The organism is Pacificimonas sp. ICDLI1SI03, assembly GCF_054740865.1.
Window position 1 is genome coordinate 1303958 of record NZ_JBSQAU010000001.1, and the last position, 19067, is coordinate 1323024.

General features: G+C 60.7%; 18 protein-coding genes. 5 read left to right on the forward strand and 13 right to left on the reverse strand.

Annotation, left to right across the window (positions count from 1 at the left end):
* Positions 1-23: 23 nt before the first annotated feature.
* On the reverse strand, positions 24-1238 hold the full coding sequence (locus ACSMXM_RS06415; protein ID WP_460314997.1) for an FAD-dependent monooxygenase: 1215 nt from the start codon (positions 1236-1238) through the stop codon (positions 24-26).
* A gap of 158 nt (positions 1239-1396) precedes the next feature.
* On the opposite strand from ACSMXM_RS06415, the gene ACSMXM_RS06420 reads away from it, so the two are divergent.
* Positions 1397-2218, forward strand: a complete 822-nt coding sequence (locus tag ACSMXM_RS06420; protein WP_460314998.1) for an IclR family transcriptional regulator — start codon at positions 1397-1399, stop codon at positions 2216-2218.
* A 12-nt stretch (positions 2219-2230) separates the two neighbouring features.
* Here ACSMXM_RS06420 and ACSMXM_RS06425 read toward each other — a convergent pair whose 3' ends face one another.
* The 11 genes from ACSMXM_RS06425 to ACSMXM_RS06475 form a co-directional block, all read right to left on the reverse strand.
* A complete protein-coding gene (locus ACSMXM_RS06425) occupies positions 2231-3202 on the reverse strand; it encodes a VOC family protein (RefSeq protein ID WP_460315000.1) in 972 nt (323 codons plus the stop codon).
* Positions 3203-3222: 20 nt separating this feature from the next.
* A complete protein-coding gene (locus tag ACSMXM_RS06430; RefSeq protein WP_460315003.1) occupies positions 3223-4551 on the reverse strand; it encodes an LLM class flavin-dependent oxidoreductase in 1329 nt (442 codons plus the stop codon).
* Positions 4552-4561: 10 nt separating this feature from the next.
* The gene (locus tag ACSMXM_RS06435; RefSeq protein WP_460315005.1) at positions 4562-5506 is read right to left on the reverse strand and encodes an SMP-30/gluconolactonase/LRE family protein; all 945 of its coding nucleotides are present in this window, start codon (positions 5504-5506) and stop codon (positions 4562-4564) included.
* Between the two features lie 86 nt (positions 5507-5592).
* Positions 5593-6483 carry an amidohydrolase family protein gene (locus ACSMXM_RS06440; protein WP_460315007.1) on the reverse strand — a complete coding sequence of 297 codons (891 nt, stop codon included), beginning with the start codon at positions 6481-6483 and terminating at the stop codon, positions 5593-5595.
* A 240-nt stretch (positions 6484-6723) separates the two neighbouring features.
* Positions 6724-8097: a hypothetical protein gene (locus ACSMXM_RS06445; RefSeq protein ID WP_460315008.1), complete on the reverse strand. Its 1374-nt coding sequence runs from the start codon at positions 8095-8097 to the stop codon at positions 6724-6726.
* Positions 8090-8632: a flavin reductase family protein gene (locus ACSMXM_RS06450; RefSeq protein ID WP_460315010.1), complete on the reverse strand. Its 543-nt coding sequence runs from the start codon at positions 8630-8632 to the stop codon at positions 8090-8092. The genes ACSMXM_RS06445 and ACSMXM_RS06450 overlap by 8 nt, the downstream gene beginning before the upstream one ends.
* Positions 8616-9764, reverse strand: a complete 1149-nt coding sequence (gene ribB / locus ACSMXM_RS06455) for a 3,4-dihydroxy-2-butanone-4-phosphate synthase (protein WP_460315011.1) — start codon at positions 9762-9764, stop codon at positions 8616-8618. The genes ACSMXM_RS06450 and ribB overlap by 17 nt, the downstream gene beginning before the upstream one ends.
* Positions 9754-10134: a carboxymuconolactone decarboxylase family protein gene (locus ACSMXM_RS06460; protein ID WP_460315013.1), complete on the reverse strand. Its 381-nt coding sequence runs from the start codon at positions 10132-10134 to the stop codon at positions 9754-9756. Before ACSMXM_RS06460 ends, ribB begins: the two co-directional genes overlap by 11 nt.
* Before the next feature lie 21 nt (positions 10135-10155).
* The gene (locus ACSMXM_RS06465) at positions 10156-11115 is read right to left on the reverse strand and encodes an alpha/beta hydrolase (RefSeq protein ID WP_460315015.1); all 960 of its coding nucleotides are present in this window, start codon (positions 11113-11115) and stop codon (positions 10156-10158) included.
* Positions 11115-12308 carry an LLM class flavin-dependent oxidoreductase gene (locus ACSMXM_RS06470; protein WP_460315017.1) on the reverse strand — a complete coding sequence of 398 codons (1194 nt, stop codon included), beginning with the start codon at positions 12306-12308 and terminating at the stop codon, positions 11115-11117. The genes ACSMXM_RS06465 and ACSMXM_RS06470 overlap by 1 nt, the downstream gene beginning before the upstream one ends.
* A gap of 10 nt (positions 12309-12318) precedes the next feature.
* The gene (locus ACSMXM_RS06475) at positions 12319-13128 is read right to left on the reverse strand and encodes an alpha/beta fold hydrolase (RefSeq protein WP_460315019.1); all 810 of its coding nucleotides are present in this window, start codon (positions 13126-13128) and stop codon (positions 12319-12321) included.
* 103 nt (positions 13129-13231) lie between these two features.
* On the opposite strand from ACSMXM_RS06475, the gene ACSMXM_RS06480 reads away from it, so the two are divergent.
* From ACSMXM_RS06480 to ACSMXM_RS06490, 3 genes are all read left to right on the forward strand, one after another.
* The gene (locus ACSMXM_RS06480; protein WP_460315021.1) at positions 13232-14146 is read left to right on the forward strand and encodes a LysR family transcriptional regulator; all 915 of its coding nucleotides are present in this window, start codon (positions 13232-13234) and stop codon (positions 14144-14146) included.
* A 102-nt stretch (positions 14147-14248) separates the two neighbouring features.
* The gene (locus ACSMXM_RS06485) at positions 14249-14770 is read left to right on the forward strand and encodes a VOC family protein (protein ID WP_460316364.1); all 522 of its coding nucleotides are present in this window, start codon (positions 14249-14251) and stop codon (positions 14768-14770) included.
* A 98-nt stretch (positions 14771-14868) separates the two neighbouring features.
* Entirely contained in the window at positions 14869-15669 is an 801-nt protein-coding gene (locus ACSMXM_RS06490; RefSeq protein ID WP_460315022.1) for an IclR family transcriptional regulator, read from the forward strand.
* 32 nt (positions 15670-15701) lie between these two features.
* Here ACSMXM_RS06490 and ACSMXM_RS06495 read toward each other — a convergent pair whose 3' ends face one another.
* Positions 15702-17210, reverse strand: a complete 1509-nt coding sequence (locus ACSMXM_RS06495) for an aldehyde dehydrogenase family protein (RefSeq protein ID WP_460315024.1) — start codon at positions 17208-17210, stop codon at positions 15702-15704.
* Positions 17211-17417: 207 nt separating this feature from the next.
* Between ACSMXM_RS06495 and ACSMXM_RS06500 the strand changes: the two genes are divergently transcribed.
* Positions 17418-19064, forward strand: a complete 1647-nt coding sequence (locus ACSMXM_RS06500; RefSeq protein ID WP_460315026.1) for a GMC family oxidoreductase — start codon at positions 17418-17420, stop codon at positions 19062-19064.
* Positions 19065-19067 lie beyond the last annotated feature (3 nt).

The following is a 19067-nucleotide window of genomic DNA, read 5'->3' on the forward strand; positions in this document are numbered from 1 at the left end:
GGTTCAATTTTCCGTAATTCAGTTCAGGCCGAGATAAGGTCGTCGAAGGGGACGCTGGTTGCGTCATATTCGAACAGCCATTCATAGCGGTCGACCACCTTGTCCGCGGCCCATTGTTCGTCGACATATTTCTGCGCACCGGCAGGGTCGGCGAGCGCAGGATTATGGAAACGCTCCGTATTCGCGTTCGCACCCTGCACAGCCTTTGTCGCACGCGGAATGCGCAGCCGTTGATAGGCGTCCAGCGCCTGATCCATTGAATCGAACTCCTCGAATGCTCGGGCGAGGATGCAGCCATCCTCCAACGCCTGAACGGCACCCTGAGCGAGAAAGGGAAGCGAGGGATGACACGCATCCCCCAAGAGGGCGATGCGCCCCTTTACCCATTCCTGCATCGGCGCACGCGCGATCAACGCCCATTTGAAGGGCGTCGGGATCGCCTCGATATAGGCGTGCACATCCTCGTGCCAGCCCGGGTAATCCTCGTGGAACTCCTGATTTGTTCCGGCGGTGGACCAGGATTCCACCTGCCAGTCCTGCCGCTCCACAACGCTGGTGAAGTTCATCAGTTCGCCGCCCCGGATCGGGTAGTGAATGACGTGTCCGCCCGGCCCGATCCAGTTGACCCCCACGGGCTTTGCCAGCGCGGGCGGCAGTTTCTCCATCGGAATGACACCGCGCCATGCAACAATGCCGGTAAATTGCACGGGGCCTGAGCCGAACAGCTGCTCTCGCATCTTTGAATGCACGCCGTCGGCGCCGATGACGACGTCGAATGTCTCGGCCGGCTTACCGTCCAGATTGACCGTGACCTTCGATCCATCCTGCTCGACGGAGGTGCAACGACTGGCGAGGCGCACCGCCTGAGGATCCAGCGTGTTTACCGCCTTGTAGAGGATCTGATGAAGATCGTTCCGATGAACGGTGATGTAGGGATAACCGTAGCGTTCCACGGATTCGGTTCCGAGGTCGAACAGCTTCCACGTGTCCCCGGTATTCCACAGCCGGATCTCCTTCCCCTGCGGGACGAAGCAGGCCTTCATCAGTTCTTCCTCAATCCCCAGAGCGGCAAGAATCCTGACACCATTGGGGCTGACCTGCAGCCCGGCCCCAACCTCCTGCAGCTCGGGAGCTTGTTCGAAAACGGAAACGTGGAAGCCACGACGCATCAGCGCCAGTGCGGCGGTCAATCCGCCAATACCCCCACCGACGATTCCGATCTTAATATTTTTTTTCAAAATTTCGGCCCTTCCTACGGACGATTTGAATAATCATAACGAATAGTGTTCGTCAATATCATACACATCTAAACGTCGCCGCAAAGACCAATCCCGCCATGACTGGACACGGATGGCTTGCGACGGCAGGTAGGCCGCATGCGAGAAATGGAGCGACAATGCGCAAGGCATTGAGCGAGGCTGGAGGAACCAGTCGCCGCGTTCAGTCAATTGAAGTTGGGTTTCGGATCCTGCGCGTCCTGAGGATGAGCAGCGGGCCGCTGCCCTTGCGCGAAATCGCCTCAAGAAGCGGCATGCCGCCCAGCAAGGTGCACCTGTATCTGGTCAGTTTCGTGAGGGAAAAGGTCGTCTATCAAGAGGCGGATACCGGGCATTACGGCTTGGGATCCTTCGCCATTCAACTGGGCCTGGCGGCGATACGCCAACTGGATGTCGGCGAATTGGCAAGTGGCGTCCTGAGCGACCTGAGGGACCGCACGAAATGCGCGATCTACCTGTCCTTGTGGGGTGACCGGGGGCCGTGCATCGTGGCAAAGGCAGACGGCGCTCTGCAGGGCGCATTCGCCGTGCGACTGGGATATATTCTGCCGCTGACAACAACTGCTACGGGATTGATCTTCTTGGCGCATTTGCCAAAGGCGGAAACCGAAGGAGCGCTTGCCGCGCAGGTCGGATATGAAGGGGGCCGCGGCGCCGGCAAGCCGGTTGGAAAGCGCGACCTGGCCAAGGTTCTGGCAAAGGCGCGCAAGGATGGTTACGCTTCGACCGTGGGGATGTTGCACCGCAATTTTTCCGGCATTTCTGTACCTATTTTTGATTATAACGAACAGATTGCAGCGACCCTGACCCTGCTGGGTCCCGCGGAATTCATGCTGGACGACAAGCAGCAGGAATTATTGTCGCTGCTGTCTGCCGCCGCCGCCGAAGTGTCGCAGCGGCTTGGCGCCCCCGGCGAACTGCCAAGCGAGGGAGCGGCCTGAATCAGACCGAGGCTATCTGCCCGGCGCGGACTTGTTCGTTTCGAGTATAAAGTCCGGCGCTCTTCGGCCTGCCGCCGCCGCCTCCAGGCGCAGTTTCAACGCCTCGGCACGTTTTTCCGGGCCGAGCCAGGATCGCTCGTGCCCCCAAAAACTGGGGCCATAGTCGCACTCGAACGGCTGCCAGTTTTGCGGATCGATCGAGCGGCCACCCCAGCCATATTCGACCATGAAGGATGAGGGCGTGCGCGCGTAAAAGGACGTCATGAAATCATTGGTATGGCGGCCAAGTGTGACCCCAATCCGCTCTTCTTCCAATTGCGCCAGATCGTACGCCTGACCGACATCGTCCATGGAATTAAGTTCAACCATCAAATGGTGGACCCCGTCCTCGCCGGTCTGGACCACGGCGAAGCTGTGATGGCGGCTGTTGAGGTGAAAGAAGAAGGCGCGAAAGGGGCGCAGCGAATAGTCGCTGAGGCGAAACCCAAGCAGATCGGTGTAGAACGGCAATAACTGATCGGCGGACTTTGCCGTCAGCACGACATGGCCGAGGCCAAGCGGGCCGGTCCGAAATCCACTGATCGCCCTGCCCGGAGCGAATTTGTCTGTAGCCCGGGCGGCACCATGGAAGAGTTCAAGGCGATTGCCCAGCGGATCGTGCGCAACGATCAGATCGGCGACGCGGCGTTGTTCGATCAAGGATGCGGACGCCCTTTCCACGCCGTGCCCTGCATCGCTGAGCCGGGCCGCAACCTGCGCCAGGGCATCGGCGTCCGCGACCTCCCACCCCATGGCGGAAATGCTTTCCCGGTCTCCCTCGGTGACGAACAGGCGTCCGGCGCGCTCGTCGGTACGCAGGTTGAAGCCGGTCGCCGCACGATCCGCCAATTGCATACCAAGAAGGCCGGTCGCGAAGCCGCCCCAATCGTCCAGCCGCCGCGTTTCGATCACGACGTAACCCAGCGATTGAAGAAGCGGCTCCATTCCTAATTTTTCATCGTCGCTCAACCCTTTGCGGACTGGGCGGCCTTGCGCTTGTCCTCTGGATTTTCTGCGACCGGCGCCATGGGATCGTCCGCAACGACGGCCAGTCCGCCGCCACGATCGGAACGGGTATTCTCGAACTGGCCGGCCTCCTTCTTTCGCAGGCCATAGCTGCGGACGTCGGGGATTTGATCGGCGGTCGGCTCCGGCATGCGCTTCTTCCGGGCCAGGGCCTTTTCGACATAGGGTGCGAGTTCAGCCTCTTTCTTGGCGAGGCGTTCCTCTTCTCCTTCGTGCAGGCGCGGCATCGCGGTGTTCGCGAACAGCTCAAGGGACTCGCAGATATGATCGTGATTGGCGGGCCCTGTCTGCTGCACAAAGATGATCTGATCGACGCCTACATCGGCATAGGCCTTGCAGTGATCGTAAACCTGTTCCGGCGTGCCGATGCCGCCATTGCCGTGATTGTCCTCAATCGTGTCCTCGGCTTTCAAAAAGCCTTCCCAGACTTTGGAATGACCCGGCTTGGACTTCCCGAAAGCTGCGTAATGGCCAAGCGAATAGCCGAAATATTTAAAGCCTTGCGAGCCGCGGTCGATCGCGACCTGCTCATCCTCGTTCACGGAAAGCGCCGTGACGATGGCGAAGTTCGGGTTTACCGCGTGACCGATCGGCACGCATTCATCAGATTTGATGATGTCATAATATTCCTTCACCCATTTGCCGGCCTGTTCAGGGGCGGCAAAGCCGAAGACCAGCGCGCCCATGCCGTTGCGCGCAGCATGGAGGATCGTGTCGCGGCGCGAGCAGGCAACCCACAAGGGCGGGTGCGGTGCCTGTATCGGCTTCGGTACGACGTTTCGGCAGGGCATTGAGAAATGCTCGCCCTCATAACCCGGATAGGGGTTCATGGTCAGCATGTTGGCGCATTGTTCCGTCGCCTCTCGCCACATGCCCTTTTTCAGGTCCGGGTCGACGCCAAATCCCTCCAGCTCCATCGCCGTCCCGCTCTCTCCGGTACCCCATTCGATGCGGCCGCCAGACAGGAGGTCGAGCGTCGCAATACGTTCCGCGACACGGGCAGGGTGATTGATGAGCGGCGGCATGACCGAAATACCATGTCCCAGCCGCATGCGCTTCGTGCGCTGCGTCAGTGCGCCGAGAAAAACCTCGGGGGCGGAAGAATGCGAATATTCCTCAAGAAAATGATGCTCGACCAGCCAGGCATAATCATAGCCAAGCTTGTCGGCGAGCTCGAGCTCATCGAGCGCATTGTTGAAGATCTTCATATCCTTCTCGGCACTGAAGGGGGCCGGGGATTGATGTTCGTAGAAAAGGCCGAATTTCATGATTCTGTCCTCACTTATTGTCCGGCTCGGCGGGGAGTGGCCCACGCGGAACCGGAATGCCGGTGATTGAAAGGCGGATGCGGTGCAGGCTGCGCGCACCGGTGAAATAGAGGGTGCGCCAATCCTCATCGCCCCAGTTCAGGTTCGATGTGCGCCCCTCCAGAAGGATGGTGCCAAGGTGCTTACCGCGAGGGTCCATGACCCAGATGCCCCCGGGCCCGGTGCAATACACATTACCCCGTTCATCGACCTTCATCCCGTCGGGGCCGCCGGGGCGGTCGTCGCCGCGCATGTCGCAGAAGAGGCGCGCACTGCCGAGGTCGACCATGCCGTCCTTTTCGACATTATAGGCCATGATCAGCTTGCGATGCTGATTGCTGTCATTGACGTAGAGGATGCTTTCGTCCGGCGAGAAGCACAGGCCGTTTGGGTTGATAAGATCCCGCACCACCATGTTGATGCGCTTTAGGTCGGGCGAAACGCGATAGACCCCCGCCGCGTCGATTTCCGGCGGATGATCCACCGGCGTGAACGGCACCTTTGGTGGCGGATCGGTGAAATAGACCGCGCCGTCGGATTTGACGACGACATCGTTCGGCCGGTTGAGTTTCATGCCGCGATAATTGTCGGCGATGACCGTCACGCTGCCATCCGTTTCCTCGCGGTCTACGCAACGGCTGAAATGGTGACAGACTACCAGGCGCCCTTCCCGGTCAAGTGTCTGGCCATTGCCGTTTTTCGTGTCTTCCTTGTCGACCGTAACGCCGGCGTCCGGATCCCAGCGCATGCGGCGGCTGTTGTGAATGTCACTGAACAGCAGATAGCCGCCGTCCGAAATCCACACGGGCCCCTCCGCAGGGCCGGTCGGCCCGCCATATCCGCGTCCAAGTTCTTCGCTGTCGACACCAGGGGGAATGAGGGCATCAATGGCAGGATCTAATCGTTCAATAGGCATAGCTGGCGTCTCTCCCCGCCTGCTGCATTTGTCAGTCAGGCTTATAACAGCCTAGCTGACACAATCATGCCCGTTTGTAAAGGGGATCAGTCCTCCCTCTGCCGGGCCGATGGATTCCATCCCAGCAATCTCATGCAGTTACCCCCCATGATTGCTGCCTTTTGCTGGGCATCAATTTCGTCGCTGTGAAGCAGCATGTCGCGTGTCTCGCTGTAGAGTCGGCCTCGATCCCGAAGGTCCTCCCCCGTCTTGGCCATACGAAGGCGTGTATAGTCGCTGGCCCACATCAGCCGCTCGGCCCCGAAGGCGGCGATGACGCGGTGCATATATGGCCAGGTGTCGGCGAACGGATATGATTGCCGCGACAGCAGTGGAAGCCCGCAGATCTTCACGTGAACATTTGGAAATTGTGCAAGGCGCAACAGCCCATCCAGCCGATCCCAAGGATCGTCTCTGGGGGGAGAGACAGGATGCTGGCTGACGCCAAGATGGTCAATCACGACCGGCAGGTTCGGATACCGTTCAATGAACGGTTGCATCGCGGCTGCCTGACCATGGGTCGACAGAAAGAGAGGCAATCCAAGTGCCGCCGCCGTCTCAAATCCCGGGTCCATCGCGCCGGAAAGGAACCCCTCCGACAATTCCGTCGTCCGGAAATCGGTAACGAGCAGACGCCCCGCAGCTATGTTCGCGTCCCGGTGCGCCCGCTCGATGGCCCCGGCAAGTTCGTCGCCCTTTTGCTGGAACGTCTCCACCCCAATGAAGCGATCGCCATAACGGGCAACGCATGCCTCTATGTAGGGAGCCGCCGCCACGACCAGCGCGGCATCGACGCCAACGCAGTCCATCGCCTCCCGCGCGAGTTCGACGTTGATGAGCAGTCGCGCCGCATCGGGCAGATCGTCCGGCACGTCGCGCGGCGGCGACGGTTGGTGAATCTGAGCATCTACGATGGGAAATGCGGCGGTTTCGGTCATTTTTAAATCCTCAGTGCGTCCGTGAAGGCGGCGCGCGAAAAATAGCCCGCCCACAGGCCGCGCATTTGATATCTTCCGATGGCTCCCCCGCGCCGGTCGCGGGTTCGGCGGCGGAGTGGTCACAGCAGGCGCAGCCGGAATGGACAGTCGCCCGGTCGAGGGCCGCCAGCATGTCCTCCGTCCAGGCTGCACCGCAAAACGGGCATTGAGGGCCGGGTTCAGCATTGGAAGTCATAGAGCTCATTGCAGACGCCCGCGGCGCGCTATCATGAAAATCTCGTCATTGAACCACAGACCACCATGGCGCTGCAGCACGCTGCGGGTCGCCTCAAGATATTTGTCGTTCGCCAATGCAGAGGCCATTCTCTTGTCTTCGATCTGCGCGACATAGCTGGCAGCGTTCCAGGCGCCGAACAAAGTGGAACTGCCGATCGGCATATCCTCACTGATTTCCGAGGGCAGCGCGCGGATGTCGTAACGGAATAGAGCCTTTTCGTCGGTCAGGTCGAGAAAGCGGTAATCCCGCGCCGCCGGCCCCAGATCATCGGCCACGGCATTCATGATGGTCTTTCGATCCGTGTCGAACGGGGTTTCATCGGGCCAGATCTGGCGGATGATCTCCATGCCGGGATCATTTCCATGGCTATGAACGCCCATCAACGTACCGTTGGGGCGCAATGCCTTCACAAGCGGCGTGACAACACGGCCGGTTTTGAATTCCAGCGGCGCGCGGGCGCGATACGGCTGCGACAGCAGAACGAAATCGAAATTCGCCTCCGCATAACCGCGCCTTGGCACAATTGGATTCAGCATGAAGCCATGATCCTTGCGATAAAGGATCAGCACCACGGGCGTCTTGTAGAGGGGATTGCCGGTGGAGGACGCAATGCGGGTCTGCCAATGCTGCGCCAGAAACGGCTCAAGCTGCGATATCTGCTCCTCGAACTCGCCGGCCGAGGTTCCTTCGAGGGCGACCTCCTTCCACACCATGTTACTGGCGGCGGCCGCATTTTCGGGCTGCAGGTTCGCAGCCTCTGAATATTTCAGGTTGGTCATGACCAGGACCGTGGCGGAATGTTCGCGCAGGCGATCCGGCATTTTTTCAAGGGTCAGCCGGATATTCTCCATGCTGATTTCCTTGGCGACCACGTAAAATGGGACCCAGGGATGGCGCCGGTGCAGTCCGCGCAACATGCGCGCCAGCGTAGTGCCGTCGCCTGCGCCGCCATCGAACAGTCGAATTGCGGGCGGACGCGGCTGCGTACGGCTAATCTCCTCCACTGCCCGGTCAGCAATGATGTGTTTTTCCGTCGTCGTATTGACGAACATCAGATATTTTTGACGATTATCGTAAAAGCGGAATGTCTGTTCGGGGCGCAATTCCGTGCGCAGGCCGCGAATACCGGAGCGCAGGGCATCCGCCGACGCGCCGCCCTGTTCCTCGATAAACCTGTGGACCCGCTCGACCGTCTGGATGGTGACACGACCACCCTGCTGCAGCCGGGTTACAAGCTTGCCGTCGTTGACAGCCAGCCGACCAAAGGTCGACTGAGCCATCTTCATGCGGCGGCAGGCATGGTCTATTTGTTCAAGCAGTACTTCTGCGTCATTCACCTTGCGCCGCCGTCCCTTCCGGCGCCAGCGGACATGCCCGGGTATAGCAGCCGTCCAGATAGATCAGTGGATCGACGTCTCCGCAAATTCGCACCTCGTCGACGCGTCCGATGATGATCGCATGCGTCCCATATTCCAATATGTCCTGATATTCGCATACGAAATTCGCCTGCCCCTCGCGCAGCAGAGGCGTCCCGCACGCGGCGGAATCCCAATGTCCAAGCCGAAACCGCGCCTCCCCCTTATTATCGCCGAAGCAGGCCTGGGAAATATTGGCCTGGTCGGAATGAAGGATATTGACGCAAAAGTTCGAACGCAGCGACAGCGGCTCGTACAGGCTGGCATTGCGATTGACGCAGACCAGCAGGGACGGCGGATCCATGCTCAGTTCGCTGACGGCGGTGGCGGTCATCGCCCACCGCTTTTCCCCATGCCATGCAGTGATGACGGCAACGGCCTTGCCCAGACGGCGAAGGCCCATTCGCATTTGTTCCGGCAAGGGCAGGTCCGCGAAATTCTCAATAGTCGTTGCCATCATCGCTAAGCCTTTCTCTGCCAGTGATGTTGAGTCCGTACCCCTCGATGCCGGACAGGCGCGCTTCGCTGTCCGTCAACAGGGTGATATCCCGTACCCCAAGGTCCAGCAGGATCTGCGCGCCCACACCATAATCGCGGATGCGCTGGTCGCTGGTTGGCAGGGCCGAATTTGTCCGCCTTTCCGACACAGCCTTGGCCGAAGGGTCACGAATGAACACCATGACGCCGGGATCGTCGCTCTGTCCGATGCGGGTCAGCGCGCGGGCCACATATTCTCGCCGCGCAGTAAAAGGGCCAAGAAGATCGGAGACCAGATCCATACGGTGCATTCGCACCAATGTTGGACGGTCGGCGGCGATCGATCCGCGTACCAGCGCGACATGTTCCAGATCGTCGATCAGACTGCGAAACACCGTCAGCCGGAAATCGTCGCCATAGATGGTTTCGAACTCTTCCTCATGGACACGGGCGATCGACCGTTCCGTGCGGCGGCGATAGCTGATCAGGTCGGCAATCGTGCCGATCGGCAAATCATGCTCGCGCGAAAATTCGATCAGCTGCGGCATGCGTGCCATGGTGCCGTCTTCGTTCAATATCTCGCAGATGACACCAGCCGGCAGCACGCCGGCCAGGCGCGAAACATCGACGGCAGCTTCTGTATGGCCTGCACGCACGAGCACCCCGCCAGTGCGCGCGACCAGCGGAAAGACATGGCCGGGGGACACCACATCGTCGCATCCCTTTGATGGATCGATGGCGACCGCGATGGTCTGGGCGCGATCATGCGCAGAAATGCCGGTGGTAACGCCTTCCCGCGCCTCTATCGAGACCGTGAAGGCCGTGCGGTGGCCGGAGCGGTTTTCCGCCACCATTGGAGGCAAACGCAGGGTTTGCGCCCGCTCCGATGACAGAGCGAGGCAAATCAGGCCGCGGGCGTGCCGCGCCATGAAATTGATCGCCGCGGGCGTCGCGAACTGCGCCGGAATGATGACGTCACCCTCATTCTCGCGATCCTCGGCATCGACCAGAATATACGGCCTGCCGTTCCGCGCCGCCTCGATAATGTCTTCAATAGGGGATACGGCCGACGTAGTGTCGGTGTCCGTAATCTCCGCTTCCTCAATAAGCACCGGATTCCTCCAGGGCCTGCCGGACGTGGCGCCAGCTATCCGAGACGGAGGGAAGCCCCGTGTAGATCGAGGCGTGAACGAGGATCTCGCGCAGCTCCTCCTTGGTAACGCCATTGGCAAGCGCGCCCTTTACATGGTTGCGCAACTGGTCGGGGCGCGACTGGCCGATCAGCATGGCGATGGTCAGCATGCTGCGCGTACGCCGGTCGAGGCCGGGGCGGCTCCACACGTCACCGAAGCACAGACGGGTGACCAAATCCTGTAATGGATCGGTGAAATCGTCAGCCTCGTCTATACCGCGCACGCCCGGTTCGCCGAACATATCCTGCCGCATGGCGCGACCGCGTTCGTAAAGCTCATCCTTTTTCAAGATCGTCTCCTTCTCCGCCCGTCAGGCGGACATTTGTGATGTGAGGGCCGGTATCGTCTGGACGGCCAGGCGAACTTCTTCGCGGACAGCCGGCGAAACACCGGCGGCGCGCAGAAAGCCGTGGATCATGCCAGGCGCGATACGAAAGGTAACGGGCACCGACGCAGCGGCGAGTTTCTGTTCAAGCCGCCGGGCATCGTGCAGCAGCGGATCATGTTCCGCCGCGACGATATGGATCGGCGGCAACCCTGACAGGTCGCTGCGATCGACCGGTGCAGGGCCGCCATCCGGGCCACCGCATTCGCGAAACAGCCGCGTATAATTTTCGATGCGATCGGGGGTAAGTAGCGGGTCGAGCGCACCCCGATAGGCTGGATCGCCACCATCCATGGCAAATGCGCCATAGAATAGCAGCAGCGCCGAGGGGGCTTTCTGTCCGTCCGCGTCGCGGGCGTTGGCGGCGCTGACGAGGGCAAAGAGGGCGCCGACGCTGTCTCCGGCAAGGAACAGCGCGTCCGAGTCCGCGCCCAGCAATCCCGCATTGCGGCACACCCAGGCAAAGGCTTCGTCACAATCCGCCTGCGCGGCAGAATAGGTGTTTTCCGGCAAGCGCCGATATTCTACGCTGACGACGATGGCGCACGCTGCGTGGGCAAGTTCCGCAGCCACGATGTCGAAACTTTCGATACTGCCGAGGGCGAAGCCGCCACCATGGAAGTAGCAGATCGCAGGCCGCTGACTCTGACCACCCGGATCGAAGACGCGGACCGGCACTTCGCGGCCGGGCAATGAAATGGCGGTGTTGAAGCGGCGAACGTGCCGCTTGTGCTGTCCATCGAACCGGCTCGCCATAAGATCGCCGTTCAAGCGTATTCCCGATAAGTCGGCCGCCGCTGGCTGGGCACGGAACAGCTCGACATAGCGGGCGATGCCCTCGGCCAGGTGAGGCGGATCGTCTCGAACGGGCTGGGCCGCAGCCATCAGCCGACCGCTTCGTACCGTACGTCTTCGACGGGTACGTCCGTCAGTTCAGCAAGGCGCGGCGCGACTTCGCGGGCAAACAGGGTCAAATTGTCGACCGTGTCCTCATGGCCCAGTTCGCCCGCCTGCCCCATCATCAACAGATTGCCGAAGCCGCCTGTCTCATCATGGAAACGGGCAAGTTGGTCATAGACCTCGTCCGGCGTTCCGACGAACATCAGGCCCGCCTCCATATATTCCTCAATGGTGCCATCCACCGGTAGCGGCTTGCCATTGCGCATCTTTGGCCGCATCGCGTTCGGGTCCGATTTTACCATGCGGACATTTGCCTCGACCGGATTGAAGCCGCGCGGATTGCGGAATTGCGGGTCGAGCCTGGCCGCCGTGGTGAAATAGCTTTTCATTTCCTCAGCGCGCCGAAACGCCGTCTTGCGATCCGAAGCGCAGGCGATCAGCGCCAGATAAGCCAGCTTGTCGCGTTCCGGCTGCCGCCCGAATTCCTGCGCATAGGCCTCCCGATAGCCGGCGAACACCGACCGGGCGATGGCACCCGACAGGAATGTCGCGCAGGTATAGCCAAGCTTGCCGTAATTGCGTCCGCTCGACGCACTGGATGCAGTCATCCAGATCGGCGGATGCGGCTGCTGGATCGGGCGCGGCCACATGCTCGCCGTACGATAATGAAAATGCTCGCCTTCCCAGGAAAAATTGTCACCTTCATTTCCCAATGCCGCGAGGATCAGGTCATGCGCCTCCCAGAAACGGTCCATGAAACCGGTGGGCTGACGGTTCGACATGAAAAGCTCGTAGGAAGCCCCCTTGACCAGACCGACCTCGAGCCGCCCGCCGGACAGCGCGTCGACCATCGCGATTTCCTCTGCCACTCGTAGCGGGTTGGAACGGTTCGCGAGCGGAATACCGAGAGCGAGAAGCCGTGCATTCTGCGTCTGCCGCGCCAGGATCGCCAACGTTGTCATGCAGGACGTCGACATGCATGTCGCCGCTGCATGATGCTCGTTCACCATGATGTTCAGCCCAAGCTCGTCGGCGAGCAGATATTCGTCGAGATAGCGGTTGAGCAATTGCCCGGCCGTCTGCGGGTCGCAATGATGCTGCGGCAGGGTGACGCGCATCGCGCCAGGTACCTCGAAGGCGGGGTGGTAGGCCTGCTCGCTGAACTGCCAGACTTTCATGCCGATCTCCTCAGGCTTTGTTTTTGACGCCAGCGAAATCGCCGATCAGCGTGCCAAGCTGCTCGGGCTGGTCGGCGTGGACGCAGTGCCCGGCATCCGGGATCTCGCGGACCTCGGCCCGGGGCAGCGCCTTGGCAAAACGGTTACGATATTCGCTGCGAACCAGGCGGTCATCCGCGCCCCACACGATCATGGTCGGGCAGACGATGCGATGCAGGCGGCCCGACAGCTTCGGATTGAACATATAGGGCGACCAGCCATAGAGGCTGAGCGCCTCTTCCCCGCGCATTTCACGGCGCAGACGATCCTCCGGAAGGGCGCTGAGCTCCGGCTCGTGTCGCCCAATGCGCTCATTCAACTCGGGCCGGGACAGCATGAAGATGTCGGTGACGTGGCTTTCGCGGCGGTGCGACGTACGCAGTCCAAGCGGCGAAATCAGAACGAGTTCCGAGGCGCGGCCGGGTTCTTTCGTAAGCGTTTCCGCTGCCACCCAGCTGCCGAACGAAGAGCCGACCACCGTTGGCCGCTCCAGCCGCAGCGCAGCCATCAGGTCGAGGTAAAAATAGCCAAGATCATCCACCCGGTCGAGATTTTCGGGACGCTGAGAGGCGCCAAAGCCCGGGTGCCACGGCGCATAGACGCAGTAAGATCGCGCAAGCTCTCGCAACAACGGCGCGGCGCCCTCGACGCCGTCAATTCCGTGCAGGAACAGCAAGGGAGCGCCGGACCCGGCAGTGAACAGCTCCACGTGCGTGCCTAGGACATCGAGCGTCGATATCGTTCCGAAATCCAGCTCCTGAAGTGCCGTCGCGGTCATCATCGCTTCCCAAGGTTCCTTCTTTGCGATGAAACTCTCTTTCAATGACCGATAGGTCCAATTCTTTGTTATTGATCTTTCGATAACCGAAAGGCATCTATCGGCGATGGAGCTTCGCCATCTTCGCTATTTCCGCGCCATAGGGCGGGAGGAGCATTTCGGCCGCGCGGCCCTGCAGCTGCGTGTGGCACAGCCGGCTCTGACTCGGCAGATCCGCGACCTGGAGGAGGAACTGGGCGTCGAGCTGTTCGAACGGCTGCCCCGCGGCGTCAGGCTATCGGACGCCGGTCATGTCTTTCTGCGCGAAACCGAAGAAATACTGTCGCAGGTGGACCGCGCCGTCGATCGCGCCCGCAAGCTGGCGAGCGGCCACATCGGCACCATTCGCGTGGGGTTGAGCGAGATCATTTCCGGCCATGATTTCATATCCAATGGACTGCGCGCCTTTCGCGAGCGCGAACCCGGCGTGGTTCTGGACCTGAGATCGATGAGCTCGATGCAGCAGATCATGGCGATCAAGGACGGGCTGCTGGACGCAGGCATTGTTTACGACGCGCATATCGACGATCGCGATGCGGCGCTGCTGGCGCAAAGCCATCTCGGTAACGGCCGAACCATGCTGGCGGTGCACGACGGCCATCGCCTGGCAGAACGTGCGTCCGTCGCCATGGCGGAGCTGAGCGAGGAGCCGGTGTTGTGGCCGACGCGCAAAACCGCGCCCGGCTATTACGACCGGCTGATGGCGGCGTGTCTGGCTGCGGGGGATCCACCGCGCGTGGTGCAGGAATGCACGACCAATTCCATCATGCTGAGCCTGGTCGCGGCCGGCATGGGCATTGGATTCGTCACCGCGACGCCGCCCCTTTCGACCTTTCATAACATCCGACTGGTGCCGATCACCGACTTGGACCTGAGTTTCGACGTCTTGCTCGTATCCAGAATTCGTGACAATTCCGCCGCCCTGCACCGCTTCGTTGAAATGCTGAGTGGCGATCGAGAACTGGCCTCTGGTTCAGATTAACTGACGCCGTCGGATCCCCAATTTGTGGTTGACAAGCGGTTACTGCTGCCGATGCTATTGGCGCACGGGCATCGTCCTGCTGACCCAATTTTTGAGGATATCATGACAGACGCACGAAAGCTTAATGGGCTGTATCACTTCGCCTATCCTTGCAGGGATGCTGAGGAGACCCGGCACTTCTATGAGGATATTCTAGGATTACCTCTCGTGAATTGCATGATTAGCGAAAAGGTGCCGAGTACTGGCGAAGAGCAGCCATATGTTCACTTTTTCTTTGAATTGGGCGACGGCTCGTACATCGCGTTCTTTGACCTCGGACATAATGAGAAACCCCTTCCCTCTCCGAACACGCCTGCGTGGGTAGAGCATTTTGCCATGGAGACCGACAGCGTCGAAAATGTCGAGGCCATGCAGAAACGGCTGGCAGAGCATGGCGTCGAGACCACGCCCGTCGTCGATCATGGATTCGTTCGGTCGGTATATTTCTTCGACCCGAACGGACTGCGCCTTGAAATCGGCACTCGCACAGAAGAGCCGGGTTTTCTGAAGAAGGCCGCGGACGAGGCGCACGATATACTGAACAGCTGGACAAAGCGGAAGCAGGCCCTGCTGGAATCCGCCTGATCCCCTGTTGCGACTGCCTGCGGAGAGGATCGCCATAAACTGGACAGAAGCACCACGTCCGGGCAGGAAGGCGCGACCATAATCGGGCGAAGGTTTTAATGGCGGCAAGCGGACAATCTCGTCGACGCGTCCAGTCGATCGAAGTGGGATTTCGGGTGTTGCGCGTCCTGCGCATGGCCGACGGCCTGTTGCCGCTGCGGGAAGTTGCGAAGCGTGCCGAAATGCCGCCCAGCAAGGTCCACCTGTACCTGGTCAGCTTCATCCGCGAAAACATGGCCTACCAGGACGCCGCCACCGGCTATTATGGGCTCGGCTCCTTCGCCATTCAGTTGGGGCTGGCCGCCGTCCGGCAGGCGGACGTGGTGGGGATAGGGTCGCGTATGCTGGGGCCGCTGCGGGACGAGACGCAGTGCGCGGTCTATCTTTCCCTCTGGGGCGATCGGGGTCCCTGCATCGTGGCAAAGGCCGATGGGAACCTGCAGGGAGCCTTTGCGCTGCGACTGGGATATATACTTCCCGTGGCGACATCCGCGACGGGCAATGTGTTCCTGGCGCATCTGCCGCGCGAAGACGTTGAACGGGTCATGGAGATCCAGGACGATGCCAGCGCCAGCGGAGTGTCGCGACGGCTTCCAAAGGAAGAACTCGACAAGATCGCAGCAAATGTTCGTGAGCAGGGTTTTGCGTCGACCGTAGAAAGTCTCAACAATAATTTTGCGGGCCTTTCCGCGCCGATCTTCGGCCCCGGCGGAGATATTTCGGCCGCCCTCACTCTGCTTGGATCGGCGGATTATATCACTGGAGAGCGCAAAGATGCGTTTCGCGATCTGCTGCTGGAGGCAGCGGAGACGGTAACCGACCGCCTGGTAGAGGCAAAGGCCGAACCCGCCGACGCGTGATTAAGCGCGCCGGCACCAGGTTGAAAGCATGCCTATAGCGCCATCGCCACCGCCTTCGTCTCCGTATAGGCCTCGATACCTTCGCGGCCATTTTCGCGCCCCCAGCCGGACTGCTTGAAGCCGCCAAAGGGCAAGGCCGGGTCGAGGCCGCCGCCGTTCACACGGACTGTGCCTGCCTTCAGCTTGCGTGCCAGTTGGTGCGCAGCAGATAAATTGTTGGTCCAGACAACCGCCCCCAGGCCATAATCGCTGTCGTTCGCCTCTGCCGCGATGCGGTCGAGGTCTTCGTCGCTGAAGGACATGGCGCAGAGGACCGGGCCGAAAATCTCTTCACGCCGCACCGCCATGTCGGCGGTCGTGCCGGTCAGGACTGTTGGCGGCACGAAATTGCCGGCGCCGCCAATTTCATGCCCGCCGGTGTGCAGATTGGCGCCCTCCTCTACCCCATGCCGGATATATCCATGAATACGATCGCGTTGTGTGGGAGAGATCACCGGTCCCATCTGCGTATCGGATGCCAGGCCCGGACCGATCTTCAGCCCCTGCGCGATCTTCGATACGCCCTCCACGACTTCATCGAAATGGCGCTCGTGGACGAACAGCCGCGAACCGGCATTACAAATCTGGCCGGCATTCGCGAAAATGGACATGGCCGCGCCGGGAATCGCCTTCGTGACGTCGGCGTCCGGCATGATGATCACGGGCGTCTTGCCACCTAGCTCAAGCGTCACACGTTTGAAATTTCCGCCAGCCGCGCGCAGGATCAGGCGACCAACTTCCGTCGATCCGGTAAACGTCACTTTGTCGACCCCCGGATGTGTCGTCAGCGCAGCGCCCGCCGTTTCACCAAAGCCGGTCAGCAGGTTGAAAACGCCAGGAGGGAAACCGATTGCCTCAATTAACCTTGCGAGACGCAGCGCCGTCAGCGGCGTTTCCTCTGCGGGCTTCAGAATGACCGCGCATCCAGCGGCAAGGGCCGGCGCAATTTTGGAAACCGCCATCGCCAGCGGCGCATTCCACGGGACAATCTGCGCCACTACGCCAACCGGCTGCTTCAGTGTATAGGCGTGCCAGGTTCCCGGCCCGGAAAGAGAAATCGTTTCTCCGTTCAGTTTCGTCGCCCAGCCGGAATTATAGCGCAGTGTGCCGATCGCATGCGGCAAATCGAAATTGCGCGCGTCGCGGACGGGCTTGCCATTGTCCAGCGTTTCGAGCGCCGCAAACTCGTCCACAGACGATTCAAGCGCATCGGCAAGACGTTCCAGCAGGCGCGCCCGTGCCGCAGGCTTCATGTCGATCCATGCTGGGTCGTTCATCGCGCCCCGTGCAGCCTCCACCGCGCGATCGACATCGCGTTCTCCGGCCTTTGCGACATCCGCCAATTTATCGCCGGTTGCCGGGTCATGCGTGGCGAAGGTTTCCCCCTCCAGCGCGTCCACCCAGGAACCGCCAATGTACAGTTGATGACGCTGCGCTGCGAAGGCGCGCGCTGCATCCAGAGATGGGATCTCAGCCAATTTCGGCGTTGCAGAAGCGGTCATACAAGTCCTCCCAATTCAAATATTTCGACACCAGAATGCTTTTTCCGACGTTAATTTACAGTGTGGGACCTAACCGAAGGTGTTAGCTGTTGTCGAACGGTATTTGTCATGGCAAAACGTTTGCAGCTTATAATCGGTCCGCACAGGATCGGGTGCGCGGGGAGGCACGGATGGACGCGGTTTCAGGAATGCGCACGATTCAGATGATTGATCCGAGCCATTCACGTCATGGATGAGGAATTCGATTATATCATCGTTGGTGCCGGTTCCGCCGGATGCGTACTCGCAAATCGCCTAAGCGCGAGTGGCGATGACCGCGTCCTGTTGCTGGAGGCAGGGGGAAGCGACCGCAACTGGCTGTTCAGCATGCCGCTGGGCTTCATGATGACGGCATCCGACCCAACCTATGATTGGGGTTATGAAAGCGAGGCCGACGAGAAGCTGGGCGGGCGCAGCCTGCCCATTCCGCGCGGGCGGGTTCTGGGCGGCTCCTCCTCTGTCAACGGAATGATCTATATGCGCGGCCATTCCGGCGATTTCGATCGCTGGCGGCAAATGGGCTGCCGGGGCTGGAGCTATGACGATGTGCTTCCCTATTTTCGGCGCATGGAGACCAGCTGGCGCGGCGCTGGCGAATATCACGGCGACAGCGGCCCATTGCATGTAACTCCGGTCGAGGGCGAACGCCTCCTGTCACGGGAAATTGCCGCGTCAGTGCAGGCCGCAGGCTATGAGGAAAGTCCCGACCTGAGTGGTGAACGGCAGGAGGGATTTTCACGCTGCGAAGTCACAGTCGACCGCAACGGCCGCCGCGCAAGTACGGCACGCGCCTATCTGAAACCTGCGCTCGGACGTTCGAACCTGACCCTGCGCGACAGATCCCACGCGCGGCGCATCATCATCGAGAACGGCCGCGCGTGGGGCATCGAATATGAACGGAGCGGCGTGCGGCACCGCGTCCGCGCGAAGAAGGAGGTCATCCTGAGCGGCGGCGCGTATAATTCGCCGCAGATGCTCATGCTGTCCGGTATCGGCCCGCGCGAACAGTTGGAGCAGCACGGAATCGAGGTCATCGTAGATGCACCCTCAGTGGGACGCAATCTGGCGGAACATCCCCTCGTCTACATGACCTATGCGGCCAGTCGGAAAAACACCTTCCTCAATGCGCTGCGGCTGGACCGGGCAGCGCTTTCCGTCCTGCGCTGGGCGCTTACCGGCGGCGGTCCGTTCGCCAGCCAGATCACCAGCGGCATTCTGATGCTGAAAACACGCCCCGAACTGGCGCAACCCGACATCCAGCTGGTGTTCCTGCCCGTACGGCTCGACGCCAAGCTGTGGACGCCCCTGATCGGCAAGCGGCAGGAGCATGTCTTTTCAGTCATGGTCATGCAATTACACCCGGAAAGCCGAGGCACCGTGGAATTGCGCTCCGCCGACCCGCTGGAACGGCCGCGCATCGACCTGAACCTGCTGTCCACGCCGCGCGATTTCGCCGACATCAGGGGCGGCATTGAGGCGGTTCGGAAAATTTTCGCCGCCCCACCCCTTAACGACATGGTGTCGCGAGAGATTTCGCCCGGTGCGGAGCGTGAGGGGGACGATGAACTTGACCGCTTCATCCAACAGGGCCTTCGCATCACGCAGCACCCGTCGGGGACATGCCGTATGGGTGAAAATCCGGACGCCGTGGTCGACAGCGAACTGCGCGTGCGCGGCGTGGAAGCGCTGCGCGTCGTCGATGCTTCGATCATGCCCGCCATTCCCGGTGCGAACATCAATGCGGCCGTCATCATGGTGGCCGAACGGGCTGCCGACCTGATCCTCGGTGCCACACCCCTGACCTCGGAAGACTGATAT